The following is a 12,927-nucleotide window of genomic DNA, read 5'->3' as shown; positions in this document are numbered from 1 at the left end:
AAATGCGCTTAGTTCGTTTTGGTTTACCGGGGCAGGAACAGCCGGGAATTTTGGATTCGCAAGGAATCGTGCGAGACCTTTCGGGCATTGTCGACGACATCGATGCGTCGGCCCTGAGCCCGACAGTGTTGGAAAAACTGCGTGCTGTTGTCGTTGAAAAGCTGCCAGTGGTTGCGCCTGGCACACGTCTGGGGCCATGTGTAGGCAGCGTACCTAATCTGATTTGCATCGGTCTGAACTACTCCGATCACGCGGCTGAAACGGATACACCTATCCCGAGCCAACCGGTGGTCTTCAACAAACACACCGCGTCCATCAGCGGACCTAATGACCCGGTTATTTTACCAACCGGGGCTCAGAAGCTGGATTGGGAAGTCGAACTGGCTATCGTCATCGGTACGCCTGCCTGGCAGATCGATGAGTCGCAGGCTCTGGATCACATCGCCGGTTATTGCTTGGCCAATGATGTTTCCGAGCGGGCTTATCAGCTGGAGTACGAAGGTCAGTGGACCAAGGGGAAAAGCGGTTTTTCTTTCGCCCCACTGGGGCCTTGGCTGGTTACCCGTGACGAAATTGCCGATCCACAGGCACTTGACCTCTGGCTCGACGTGAATGGCAAACGTCTGCAGACCGGCAATACCCGCACGATGATTTTCAGCGTGACACATATCGTCGCGTACCTCAGCCGCTTCATGCCGCTGATGCCGGGCGACGTCATCATTACCGGTACGCCACCCGGTGTGGGGCTCGGGCAAAAGCCGCCGGTATTCCTCAAGGCGGGTGACACCATGCGTGTCGGCGGCCAAGGGCTGGGTGAACAATTTCAGACCGTTGTTCCTTACGTTGCTGAAATGGGAGCTGCATGGGTCGCCGGTCGCCATCCCAATGTTGACTGACTATTGCTAGGGGAAAACGCTATGAGCTTTGCAGGAACAGGTGTAGTCGCGATCTGGCACGATCTTTTGCCCGAAGCGCGGGACGAGTTCTATGAGTGGCATAACCGTGAACACATGCCGGAGCGGGCTGGAATTCCTGGCTTTTTGCGGGGGCGCCGATACATTGCTTTGGATGCAGGGCCGACCTATTTCAACCTCTATGAGGCTGACACCGTGCAGGTGTTGGGTGGGCAGGATTATTTGTCGCGCCTCAACAGTCCGACGGCATGGACCCAACAGTCGGTACAGTCCTATCGCAACGTCGCGCGATCCATTTGCGCGGTCACTTACACCAGCGGTGTGGGGCAGGGCGCGTATCTGTTAACGGTCCGTTTCGATGTTGTCGAAGGGCGGCATAAACTGGTTTCAGACGCATTGCGCCAGAGCGTGCTTCCTCCGGTTGCTGATAAACAGGGTATTACCGGCGTGCATTTGTGCGTGGCTGATGAGGCCGTCAGCAAAGTTGAAACCGCAGAGAAAAAGGCCCGCGCCGAAGGCACCCAGATACCGGCCTGGATCGTCATGATCGAAGGTTGTGCGCCTGACTACGTCCGTGTCGCCGGCGAGTCTTTTGTGGCTGAGCTGCAAAGGCTGTTGGAGGGGCAATCGATGGGGCCGGAAACCACGCTTTATCAATTGGAATACACACGTTGCAAAACGCCGGGAAGTGCGGGTTGATCGCCGAGCGTTCGAGTACGTTTTAACTTTCAAGTCGTTGTTTTTGCGCAATTCCCCACGAGCGTGCCATTACGGGCATTGAATCAGGCTCGCGTCTGCGCACGCTCGGGTTTTGCTTAAGGCGATATTAAACAGTTATCAAGTTTTTCAATAAATGGCTGTTAAAAGACAGCAATGGATTGCCGCAGTTGCTCGATAGTCAACGCTTCGCGCACCTGTGAGCAAGTTGAATGACGAGCTAAAAACGCAATAAAAACAATAATAACTCTGAGAAAACATCATGCGCTACCCTATTAGTTCCCGCAGCGTACCTTCACATCAATCCCTGATCAGTCTGACTCTTGCGGTCTGCGCGGGTTCGTCAGCCGCTGTTCAAGCCGATCAAAATAGTGGCTTTGTCGATGGCGCTACGGCCACCCTCAATTTGCGCAACGCTTACATCAATCGCAACTTCACCAACCCGAACAACGTCCAAGGCAAAGCCGAAGAATGGACCCAGAGTTTCATCCTCGACGCCAAGTCTGGCTTCACCCAGGGGGTGGTCGGTTTCGGCGTGGACATCCTGGGCATGTATTCGGTCAAGCTCGACGGCGGCCGTGGTACAGCAGGTACACAACTGCTGCCGGTGCATGACGACGGTCGCCCCGCCGATGACTTCGGTCGCCTGGGTGTGGCCCTGAAGGCCAAGGTATCGAAGACTGAACTGAAGGTCGGCGAATGGATGCCAGCGCTGCCGATCCTGCGCTCCGACGACGGCCGCTCCCTGCCGCAAACCTTCCGTGGCGGCCAGGTGACCTCCACCGAAATCAACGGCCTGACCCTCTACGGCGGCCAGTTCCGTGGTAACAGCCCGCGCAACGACGCGAGCATGGAAGACATGTCCATGAACGGCCGTGGCGCGTTCACGTCTGACCGTTTCAATTTCGGTGGCGGCGAATACGCCTTCAACGAAAAACGCACCCAGGTCGGTGTGTGGTACGCGGAACTGTCCGACATCTACCAGCAGCAATATTTCAACCTGACCCACAGCCAGCCCATGGGCGACTGGACCCTGGGCGCCAACCTCGGTTATTTCACCGGCAAGGAAAACGGCAGTGCTTTGGCTGGCGATCTGGACAACAAGACCGCGTTCGCCATGCTCTCGGCCAAATACGGCGGCAACACCTTCTACGTCGGCCTGCAGAAAGTCGGTGGCGACGATGCCTGGATGCGCGTCAACGGCACCAGCGGCGGCACCCTGGCGAACGACAGCTACAACTCCAGCTACGACAACGCCAAGGAAAAATCCTGGCAGCTGCGCCACGACTTCAACTTCGCCGCCGTCGGCGTGCCGGGCCTGACCCTGATGAACCGCTACATCAGCGGTGACAACGTGCACACCGCCACGGTTGACGATGGCAAGGAGTGGGGCCGTGAAACCGAACTGGCCTACACCGTGCAGAGCGGTGCGCTGAAGAACCTCAACGTGAAATGGCGTAATGCGTCGATGCGTCGGGACTTCAGCACCAATGAGTTTGATGAAAACCGGATTTTCATTAATTACCCCATCTCGCTGCTATAAAAACGTCTTTCGATCGAACTCCTTGAATAAGTAGGCGGCGAGTTGGTGGCGTTCATATTACGGGCTTCTCAAACTCGGATTACGCCACGACTCGATCCGCGCTCTCGGCCCAGGGGATTACCGTACGCGCAGATGCTGAGGGCGCCAGGACGCTTGCTGTATCGAGACGGCTAATGTGCTAGGCGGAAAGTTCAAGCGACAGCGCTCCGAGGTTGTCGGTGAGCTGGGTCATTGAGCGTGGCCCGATGATCGGCACCGCCCCGTGGGTGCCTGCCCAGGCGATGGCGACCTGACCCGCACTGGCGCCGATCTCATTCGCGATGGCAATAACGGCGTCGAGGATTTGCGTACGCTGCGCCGAATTTTCCGGCTGGAACACCCGGCCGCCCAAACCTTCGGCGCGACCTTTCTCCCCTTGGCGGTACTTGCCCGTCAGCATGCCGCCGCCCAGCGGCGACCACGTGACGATACCAAGGCCCAGAGCGTGCGATGCAGGGAACAGGTCGGCTTCGGGTTCGCGATGAACCAGGCTGTGCTGGAACTGCGCAGCTGCGATGGGAACGGTGTGCGTGAGTTCGGCCAAGGTCACTGTATTTTATGATGTTCTCCGTTGATCGAGGCGCGAGAATATCGCCTGTTTGGGCGACGGCTGCGACGCCATGGGACACCAGTCGTGCCCATGGCGGCAGCCCATACCTTCGCCCTCCGTACAACGAAACAGGAAACGGAGGAACGGCAGTTAGCGTGGCGACTTCATCGCCGTCTAACCATACAGCCGCTGTTCAATTTCTTCGAGCGTGCTGCCTCGTGTCTCCGGCACCCACACCGCGACGAAGGTCAGGGACAGGAGGCCTGCTCCCACGAACACAAAGAAGGTTTGGCCGATCCCAATCGTCGCAACCAGGGATGGGAAGAACATGCCGATCATCACATTGGTCAACCAGAAGGCTGCGATCGCCATACCCATGCATCCGCCGCGGATGCGCATCGGGAAAATTTCCGCCAACAGTACCCAGAAAGCAGGTCCGATCAGCCCTTGCATGGAGGCAAGGAACATCGCCATGGCTCCGAGGATGAGCATGGCGCGGGTGACGGAGGGGTCGACAAAAACTGAAACCAGGCCAATCAACAGTAATGACAATGTGGTGCCCGTGAAGCCGAGCAGCATCATTGGGCGACGGCCGACGCGGTCCAGTAGAGCAATGCCCACGAACGTTGCGCCAATCGAGATGACGCCGTTAACGACGTTGGCGATCAGTGCGCTACGTTGTTCCAGGCCAGCTTCTGTGAGGATCTGCGTGCCGAAGTACATGATTGAATTGACTCCGGTCAACTGCGATGTAACAGCGATACCGATGCCAATCAAAAAGATTCGTCGCGCGCCTTTTTGAGACAGGTCGCGCCAGCCGCCTTTTTTGATGAAGCGTTCGTTGCTGATCTGTTGGGTGATGGCCTCCATTTCAGCCTTGGCGTAGTACTCTTCCCGTACTAGTTTCAGTACCTCCAGGCCCTCTCTGAAGCGGCCTTTGGTTGCCAGCCAGCGCGGGCTTTCCGGCATGTAAAGCATGCCCAACCAGAGGGCCACCGCTGGCAGGGTAGCCAAAGCCAGCATCCATCTCCAAACACCATCGAGATCGCTAAACAAATTGCCCAGTGTGGCGTTAGTGGTGAAGGCCAGGAATTGCCCGGTGACGATCATCAACTCGTTGCGGGTGATGATGCGACCACGGATGCTGGAGGGGGCCATCTCTGCAAGGTACGCCGGCACGACGACTGATGCGCCGCCCACCGCTAACCCCAGCGTGAAGCGGGCGGCCACCATCACGTTAAGGGTGGGGGCTAGCGCACAAGCCAAGGCGCCAAGAAAAAACACCACGGCGAGGAAAAGAATAATGCGGCGGCGCCCCTTGAGGTCTGATAAGCGACCGCTGAACAGCGCACCCATCATGGCGCCGATCAATAGAGCACTGGCGACCAAACCTTCGGTGAAGGGTGTCAGGCCCAGGTCATCTTTCATGTAGAGCAGGGCACCATTGATGACACCGGTATCGAAGCCGAATAGCAAGCCGCCAAACGTGGCAATCCAAGTGATTTTTTGCAGGTAGCGCTGTGCCTGGTGTTTTTCAGGACTCACATAGGAGGCTGAGGTGTCTGCCGTATTTCCGTAGGAATTAATTGTCATTGTGATATTCCTGACTGAAACTCATGGGGGATGCTCACTCGCCATCGCGGTCAGCGTTTTTAATAGCCAATTACATGGGGTTTTCTCGTGGTGCGATTCAGATGGGCTGGGGTTTGAAATCGCTGGTGGCAACCGGCATGACGCTCTGTAGCAGCCTCACGGACTTTTCCAAACCCTCAAGGCTGTTGAGTAAAACGTCCTCGTGCTCGATCGATAGCCAGCCGTCGTAGCCCGCCATTTTCAAGCGGTAGCAGAACTGCCGCCACCATTGCTCACCGTGGCCGAATCCAAGTGTGATGTAGGACCAGCTACGGGATGAGATGTCCATCAATGAGCCATTTTCCAGGAGTGAGTCCACGGCCTGGACTGGCGCATTAAGCAACGTGTCTTTGGCGTGCACATGGTAAATGGCATCGCCCAATGCCTCGGCGGCCACCAGCGGATCGGCGCCCATCCAGAACAGATGAGAGGGATCAAGGTTGGCGCCAATCACCGGTCCGATTGCATTGCGCAGCTTGAGAAGCGAGCGGACGTTGTAGACGCACTGATTGCCGTGCAATTCCAACGCGATACGCTCGACCCCGTTCTCCCGTGCCAGATCAGCTATCTCGCTCCAGAATGGCAGCAGGCGTTCTTCCCATTGATAGCGCAGCATTGTCTGGGTCTCGGGAGGCCATGAGGCAACCACCCAGTTCGGCATACTGTCGCCGGCCTGACCCTCAGGTAAGCCAGACATGGTGCAGACGGTCTTGACGCCCAACTCACCGGCCACCCGTATCGTGTCCTTGAGGCACTGGCCCTGTGCAGGCTGCGTGGGATGCAAAGGGTTGCCGTTGGCGTTCAGGGAAATAATTTCCAGGTTGTGCTCTTGGAAGCTGCGTTTGAGTGCCTGGCGTTCTTCGGTGCTGGTGAGCATCTGCGCCAAGTTAAAGTGGGGCGCGGTCGACCATCCGCCGGTGTTGATCTCCAGGCCCGACACGCCCAGCCGTTCAGCTTGCTTGAGCATTTCATGCAGGGGCAGATTACCGAGGCTATCGGTGACGAATCCCAGCTTCATGACGTAGCTCCTTCGTGCGGCCGATAGAGGGGCGGTGCTTGCAGCGTTGGCAAAACGACCCGGCGACGTTGGTTGAGTGCCTCGATGCCGGCTTGGGCGACAATGGCGGCGCAATAGCCGTCCCAGGCATTCGCGGCATGGACCGGGAACATACCTGTGTTGATGAACTCTACGAATGCTTTGTTCTGCAGGCGGTAGGCGTCGGCGAAACGCGGCCGCCAATCGGCAGCGTACCGTTCAAAACCCTGAAGATGGGTGTTGAAGCGAGCATGTACGGGGGTGGCCAGTTGCACGGAACCTTTCTCGCCCACCAGCTCGCCACGTACGTCGTACCCATAATGGGCGTTGTTGTTGATTTCGATGTTCACCAGGTGGCCCTCGCGGGTTTCCAGCACCATGAACACCGGAGCGCCGACGCCGTCCGTGGACGTGTGGGCGGGTTGGAACACTGATATGGCAAGGTATTCAGTGTCGAGAACGTGACGTGCTACATCGAATTCATGAGGCGCGGAGTTACTGATCGCCATTTGCCCGCTGAAGTTGGCGGGGGCTTCTACGTTACGGTGGAAGTTGTGCATCATCACCGCCCGACCTATCACGCCGTCGCTCAAGGCACTTTTCATTTCCCTGTACGAAGGGTCAAACCGGCGCATGAAGCCCAGCTGCACGAATTGGCGACCCTGGGATGCCTCTTTGTCGATGACGGCCAGGCACTGGTCCGGGCTTTGAGACAGCGGCTTTTCACACAGCGCGGGTTTCCCTGCCTCAATGGCTGCCAGGGTCAGGACCGCATGGGTTTCGTCCGGGCTGGCGATGATGATTGCATCGACATCGGACCTTGAAAGCGTGACCAGTGGGTCGGTGGAGACGTCGGCAGCGCCATAACGATCAGCTATCAGCTTCGCTCGTTCTGGCGAGGCGTCACACACCACATGCAACGTGGCTCCCGGAAGATCCTGGGCAATGATGCGGGCGTGATCTTCCCCCATGATACCCGCGCCAATAACGGCGATTCGTATGCTCATGTTCAACGACCTATCAATGGGCGAACGTCATTAACGCAGCGTCGGACCCGCGCGCGTGTTGACAGAGAAGGAGATGTACGTGGGCCATAAGCGGCGTAGCCGTGGCGGTCGAAACCAACCGATGAGGCGAGTGATTCATGGGAGCAATCCTGGCGGTTGTTGTGTTTGTTATGCCCCGATTATTGGCACCGAAAAAACAATCATCAAGAAGCGCCATAGGCCGTTTATGATGTAAAAAACCTCAAGTTGAAAATCCGGTTATGGTTACCTCTGGCTTGAAAATAGCCGTAAGGACTGTGTATATGGTGTAAAGAACATCAAGAAAGGGCGGGCTATATGACAACGCAAACATCGGCGCGCTTATGGAAGGGGCCCACTGTTCAACAGGTTGCCAAAGTGGCCAGGGTCGGGGCAGCGACCGTCGACCGTGTGCTGAACAACCGTCCCGGCGTACGAGAAAACACACGTCTGAAAGTGCTGGCGGCGCTGGATAAGCTAAAGAAGGATTTGGCTGACGGCATGGCAACGTTGCAGATCAAGCTATTTTGCGATTCGGGCGAAACCTTCAATGCGACGTTGGCCGAAGCCGAGGCGTTGGTGAACGCTTCGACACCTGGCGTCGTCGTGCATGGCTACTATGTACCGACTAACCAGGTCGATCCCGCCACTTTTGCTGATCAGGTTCAGGCTGAGGGCGCCTCAGCCGATGGTATGATCGTCGTATCGCGGGAGCATCCGGCAATCAACCGAGCGGTTCGCAAACTGTGCAGCCTGGGTATTCCAGTGGTGTGCCTCACCACCGACCTGCCTAACTCCGGGCGTAGTGCTTACGTCGGCAATGATCAATATGCGGCGGGCAGTGTTGCTGGGTTGCTGATCGGCAATGCGTTACCTAAAGCGCACGCGAAAATCCTGCTGGTGACCAGTGTGCCGTTTCGCTGTCAGCAAGAGCGGGAGATGGGGTTTCGCAGGGTGCTTCGCTCCGAGTTTCCGTATCTGAAAATCGACGAACGAGTGATGTCCGACGATCGCCCTCAGACCACGACTGAACAATTGACGCGTTATTTTTCCAAGCACGACTACCCGGCAGCCATCTACAACGTGGCCGGCGCCAATCGGGGCGTTGCTCAGGCAATCGAGACTATCGCGGCTGAAGATCGGCCTATTTTCGTCGGCCATGAGCTTACGGTTCATACGCGGGCGATGCTGGAATCCGGCGTCATGGATTATGTGATTTCTCATGATTTCGTTGGCGAGACTGCCGCAGCGGTGCGCTGGATACGAGGAACGATTGAGGGAGCGGCGAGCACGCCACCTTCAACACAGATCTTGATTCACACTCGATATAACTGTGGTGCGTAAGGCTACGTTGCGGTTGCTATTTTATTGTTTACTCTGATCATGGTTTTGAACGCAGCTCAGGAAGGACATCCAAGCGCTCGCTCGTTACTGGATCAGCGGCGGGCCATGTCCGCCAATAACCATTCACGAACACCTCGGCTTCCGAAACACAGACGCTGGTGCCGTAGTAAATGGCGGTTAACCGCGCCATCAAGGGCCGAACAAGTTGTGCCAGCCCATCAGCTTTGGGAATTCTCCGATGTCACAATCTGCAGCGGGATATGGACCCGGTGACGCATAGGATCGAACTGCTCGGCAGTCTGCAATTCCACCAGTAGGTCCACCAGGGCCGTGGCAGTCTGGCGCGGCTGAGAATCGATCACCACGTCGACCAAACCCTGGGCCAGGGCTCGGCGTGACAGCTCGGTGGACTCCTGCAAAATGCAACACAGCGCCGGGCGCTTGGGCAGTTGCGCCAAGGCGTTGATAATCCCGTCGCCACCGCCGCCTACCACGCACAACCCGCGCAAATCGTCATGCCGAACCAGCAGGTCGAGGGTTGCTTCTTCAGTGATGTCGCAGTTATCCAGATTGATCAGCGGCTCCAGCGGGCGCAACCCAGGTGCGTGTTCGGCCAAGTAACTGTGCAAGCCTTCGACCCGCTCCTGGTGGCCAAGAAAGCGATGGCCTCCGAGCAGAATGCCGATGCTGCCTTTGCGCGCGCCACAGGTGCGGGCCAGCAGCCACCCCATCGTGCGCCCGACTACCTGATTGTCCTGGCCGACATAGGGCTCGGCCGCCGCCTCATGAATGCCCGACAGCAATGCCACTGCGGGCACTCCGGCCTCGCGAATCTGGGCAAGGGTGGCGTTGATCAGCGGATGGGCGAAGCTGACCACCGCCAGGCCGTCGCATTGCACCGCCAACTGTTCGATCTGGGCAATGATGGCGCTGGGGGTGCGATCAAAAACGTATTCGAATTGGCAGGTCAGGTTGGCCCCGACCTGGCGCTGCGCGGCCTCGGTGATGGCTTGGGCCAGGTTGGCGTAGAACGCTTGGGCGGTGCCCAGCAGCAGGATGCCGAAACGGTACGTGGGGCGGCGTTCGAGAATGCGTTGGCCGATCAGCCGTGCGGCAAAATAGCCCACGGCTTCGGCGGCCTGGAGCACCTGTTCGGCAGTGGCTGGATTAACCGGGGCGCGAGCGTTGAGCACGCGGTCGACGGTGGCGACACTTAAGCCTGCGTGTTCGGCGACCGTGGCGATGGTAGGGCGTTTATTGTTACTCATGATGCACCTTCAAAGCGTCTTGATAGAAAACTATCAAGCCCCGCAGGAGCTGGATGATAGCTTGATAGGGAATGTATTCAAGGCCTTGAGGGGGCCTTTCACGCTCTCTATATTTTCTTACGCAAAGCACCTGACATCTCACGCTTGCGGAGAACAATAACAATGTCTCAAGACAACACCGCCTCTACTCGGGACTATCGCCTGACCGGCCCTGAAGCCGCCCGCGCGGCTGAAAAAGGCCTTGTATCGGCCAGTTGGTACCAGTCACCCATCTCCCGTCAACGCATGAAGCAACTGATGCAGCGCCGCGACGGCCCGGCCTTGCTCGACACCGCCATCTGGCTGCTGACCCTGCTGATCACCGGCTTCGGCGGCTACTGGTTCTGGGGTACTTGGGCTTGTGTGCCGTTTTTCCTTGCGTATGGCGTTCTGTACGCCACCGCCTCCAACCCGCGCTGGCATGAAACCGTTCACGGCACTGCCTTCAATACCCGCTGGATGAATGATGCGCTCTACCAGGTGGCGAGCTTCATGTGCATGTTCGAGCCCCATGTGTGGCGCTGGAGCCATGCTCGGCACCATACCGACACCATCGTCGTCGGCCGCGATCCGGAAATCGTCGAACCGCGTCCACCGAGCTTGTTCATGATGCTGCTGAGCCTGTTCCAGATCCCGTTGCTGCTGAAGACGATGGGAGGCGTGTGCCGGCACGCGGTCGGCAGAATGGGTGCCGAGGAACAGACGTTTATCCCTGAGTCCGAATGGTCCAAGGTGTTCCTGGCGGCCCGTATCTGGCTCGTGATTTACGCCGTTGTCTTTGGTGTGGCGCTTTACCTGCACAGCTGGTTGCCGCTGATGTATATCGGCCTGCCCATCCTGTATGGCGGCTGGTTGTCCTACCTGTTAGGCCTCACCCAACATGTGGGCTTGGCGGAGGACGTGCTGGACCACCGTAGCAACTGCCGCACCATATATATGAACCGGGTACTGCGCTTTCTGTACATGAACATGAATTATCACCTTGAGCACCACATGTACCCGATGGTGCCGTACCACGCCCTGGCGCAACTCCATGAAGAGATCCGCCACGACTGCCCGCCGCCTTACGCCAACATAGGCGAGGCCTTCAAGGAAATCATTCCGACCCTCTTGAAGCAGCGCAAGGATCCGACGTATTTCGTGCGACGCCCCGTCGGTAGCTCAAGGCCTGCCACCGACGCTCATCCACAGGCTGAAGCCACCCTGGGCTGACACCTTCCGGCTGTATCCCGAACAAGAGAAAACGCCATGAACGATCAATGGGTCGATGTATGCGCCGTGGGCGAAATCAATGAAGAAGACGTCATTCGCTTCGACCACGGTCCGCATACCTATGCCATCTACCGCTCTGCTGACAACGAGTTTTTCGCCACTGCTGGCCTGTGTACTCACGAGTCGATCCACCTGGCTGACGGCCTGGTGATGGACCATGTCATCGAGTGCCCCAAGCACAATGGGCGCTTTGACTATCGCACCGGCAGAGCCTTGGGGGCGCCAGTGTGCGTCAATCTCAAGACCTATCCGGTACGGGTCGACGCGGGACGGGTCCTGCTCGCCATTTCGGCTTGACCGCCAGGAGTGCACGCCATGAATGCGCCACTGATTATCGTCGGCGCCGGCCATGCCGGTGGCCGTGCCGCGCTGACCTTGCGCGAGCAGGGTTATACCGGTCGGCTGATCCTGATCGGCGATGAACGCCATTTGCCGTACGAGCGTCCTCCGCTGTCCAAGGGCTTGCTGCAGGGCACGATGGACCTGGACGATTGCAGCCTGTGGAGGGATAGCCAGCTCACTGGACTGAACATCGAACACCTGGCGGGCAACCCGGTAAAAAGCCTGGATCCGCAGCACCACCGCCTGCAATTGACCGACGGACGTTGGTTGCCCTACAGCCGATTACTGTTGGCGACCGGGGGCAGAGCGCGTCGCTTGTCCCTGGCGCCTGAACCTCTGGCCAACGTGCTTTACCTGCGCACCCATGACGAAGCCCTGGCCCTGCGCAGCGCATTGATACCCGGCACGCGCCTGGTGATCATCGGCGGTGGCTTTATCGGCCTCGAAGTCGCGGCAACGGCCCGGACCTTAGGCTGTCAGGTGACGTTGCTGGAAGCCGGGCCACGACTGGCCGGGCGAGTATTGCCTGAAGCTGTGTCCCAGGCCTTGTTGGAATTGCATCGGCAACAGGGCGTTGACGTGCGGCTGAACGTAGCGCTTGAAAGGGTACAAGGCATTGAACGCGCTGAGGCGGTGCAACTGGTGGACGGCCAGGTGCTGCCCTGTGACTGGGTGATGGTCGGTATCGGCATGCAACCCAACATCGAATTAGCCGCGGCGGCGGGGCTTGAAGTGGGCCAGGGGATTCGAGTCGATGCCCAGTTGCGCACCAGCGCGCCAGACATCTTTGCTGCCGGCGATGTGTGTGAGTTTCGCCTGCACGCCGACGCGTTATTCCAGCGCCAGGAAACCTGGCGCAATGCCGAGACCCAGGGCCGCCACGCGGCATTGAATCTGTTGGGCGGCGAGTTGCCGTTCGAGGGTGTTCCCGGCTTCTGGTCTGATCAGTACGACTGGGGCTTGCAGACAGTGGGCGTGATCTCACCGACGCCACCTTCGGCCGTTCGCGCCCTGGCAGGCGGTGGTCTGCTGCTGTTCTACCTGGACACCGAGCAACGTTTGCAAGGCGCCTGCGGTTGGGGGCAGGGCAACAGCGTTGCCAAGGACATCAAGTTGTGTGAACGGCTGATTGCCAACTTGACCCCACTCTCTGTGGACGCATTGGCCGACGCCGATGTGTCGCTCAAACATCTGCTAAGGCCCTGA

11 protein-coding genes and 1 pseudogene are annotated in these 12,927 nt (G+C 58.3%); 7 read left to right on the top strand and 5 right to left on the bottom strand.

Features of this window, described 5'->3' with window-relative positions; translation table 11 throughout:
• The first annotated feature begins 2 nt into the window (after nt 1-2).
• From J3P85_RS17790 to J3P85_RS17780, 3 genes are all read left to right on the top strand, one after another.
• Nucleotides 3-896, top strand: coding sequence for a fumarylacetoacetate hydrolase family protein (locus tag J3P85_RS17790; RefSeq protein WP_434702745.1), 894 nt, complete (start codon nt 3-5; stop codon nt 894-896).
• Nucleotides 897-917: 21 nt separating this feature from the next.
• Complete coding sequence (locus J3P85_RS17785) at nt 918-1,613, top strand: hypothetical protein (RefSeq protein WP_434702744.1); 696 nt, start codon at nt 918-920, stop codon at nt 1,611-1,613.
• Between the two features lie 280 nt (nt 1,614-1,893).
• Nucleotides 1,894-3,174, top strand: a complete 1,281-nt coding sequence (locus tag J3P85_RS17780) for an OprD family porin (RefSeq protein WP_434702743.1) — start codon at nt 1,894-1,896, stop codon at nt 3,172-3,174.
• Between the two features lie 79 nt (nt 3,175-3,253).
• On the opposite strand, the pseudogene J3P85_RS17775 reads toward J3P85_RS17780, so the two are convergent.
• From J3P85_RS17775 to J3P85_RS17760, 4 genes and pseudogenes are all read right to left on the bottom strand, one after another.
• Nucleotides 3,254-3,763 (bottom strand): annotated as a pseudogene (locus J3P85_RS17775) (aldo/keto reductase); the annotation flags it as partial.
• 174 nt (nt 3,764-3,937) lie between these two features.
• Entirely contained in the window at nt 3,938-5,356 is a 1,419-nt protein-coding gene (locus tag J3P85_RS17770; RefSeq protein WP_434702741.1) for a sugar porter family MFS transporter, read from the bottom strand.
• A gap of 97 nt (nt 5,357-5,453) precedes the next feature.
• Complete coding sequence (locus J3P85_RS17765; protein WP_434702740.1) at nt 5,454-6,413, bottom strand: sugar phosphate isomerase/epimerase family protein; 960 nt, start codon at nt 6,411-6,413, stop codon at nt 5,454-5,456.
• Nucleotides 6,410-7,438, bottom strand: a complete 1,029-nt coding sequence (locus J3P85_RS17760; RefSeq protein ID WP_434702738.1) for a Gfo/Idh/MocA family oxidoreductase — start codon at nt 7,436-7,438, stop codon at nt 6,410-6,412. The genes J3P85_RS17765 and J3P85_RS17760 overlap by 4 nt, the downstream gene beginning before the upstream one ends.
• A 336-nt stretch (nt 7,439-7,774) precedes the next feature.
• Between J3P85_RS17760 and J3P85_RS17755 the strand changes: the two genes are divergently transcribed.
• On the top strand, nt 7,775-8,800 hold the full coding sequence (locus tag J3P85_RS17755) for a LacI family DNA-binding transcriptional regulator (RefSeq protein ID WP_434702736.1): 1,026 nt from the start codon (nt 7,775-7,777) through the stop codon (nt 8,798-8,800).
• Between the two features lie 218 nt (nt 8,801-9,018).
• Here J3P85_RS17755 and J3P85_RS17750 read toward each other — a convergent pair whose 3' ends face one another.
• Nucleotides 9,019-10,068 carry a LacI family DNA-binding transcriptional regulator gene (locus J3P85_RS17750; protein WP_434702735.1) on the bottom strand — a complete coding sequence of 350 codons (1,050 nt, stop codon included), beginning with the start codon at nt 10,066-10,068 and terminating at the stop codon, nt 9,019-9,021.
• 162 nt (nt 10,069-10,230) lie between these two features.
• Between J3P85_RS17750 and J3P85_RS17745 the strand changes: the two genes are divergently transcribed.
• The 3 genes from J3P85_RS17745 to J3P85_RS17735 are packed head-to-tail and all read left to right on the top strand — an operon-like array spanning nt 10,231 to nt 12,927.
• Nucleotides 10,231-11,319 carry a fatty acid desaturase family protein gene (locus J3P85_RS17745; RefSeq protein WP_434702733.1) on the top strand — a complete coding sequence of 363 codons (1,089 nt, stop codon included), beginning with the start codon at nt 10,231-10,233 and terminating at the stop codon, nt 11,317-11,319.
• Between the two features lie 36 nt (nt 11,320-11,355).
• Nucleotides 11,356-11,676, top strand: a complete 321-nt coding sequence (locus J3P85_RS17740) for a MocE family 2Fe-2S type ferredoxin (protein WP_434702732.1) — start codon at nt 11,356-11,358, stop codon at nt 11,674-11,676.
• Between the two features lie 18 nt (nt 11,677-11,694).
• The gene (locus J3P85_RS17735; RefSeq protein WP_434702730.1) at nt 11,695-12,927 is read left to right on the top strand and encodes an NAD(P)/FAD-dependent oxidoreductase; all 1,233 of its coding nucleotides are present in this window, start codon (nt 11,695-11,697) and stop codon (nt 12,925-12,927) included.

The sequence above is a fragment of the Pseudomonas sp. Z1-12 genome (genome assembly GCF_051132015.1).
Classification (GTDB): Bacteria; Pseudomonadota; Gammaproteobacteria; order Pseudomonadales; family Pseudomonadaceae; genus Aquipseudomonas; species Aquipseudomonas zanjanensis.
Note: the sequence above shows the minus strand (reverse complement) of the source record. Positions and strands in the feature narration are given on the sequence as shown.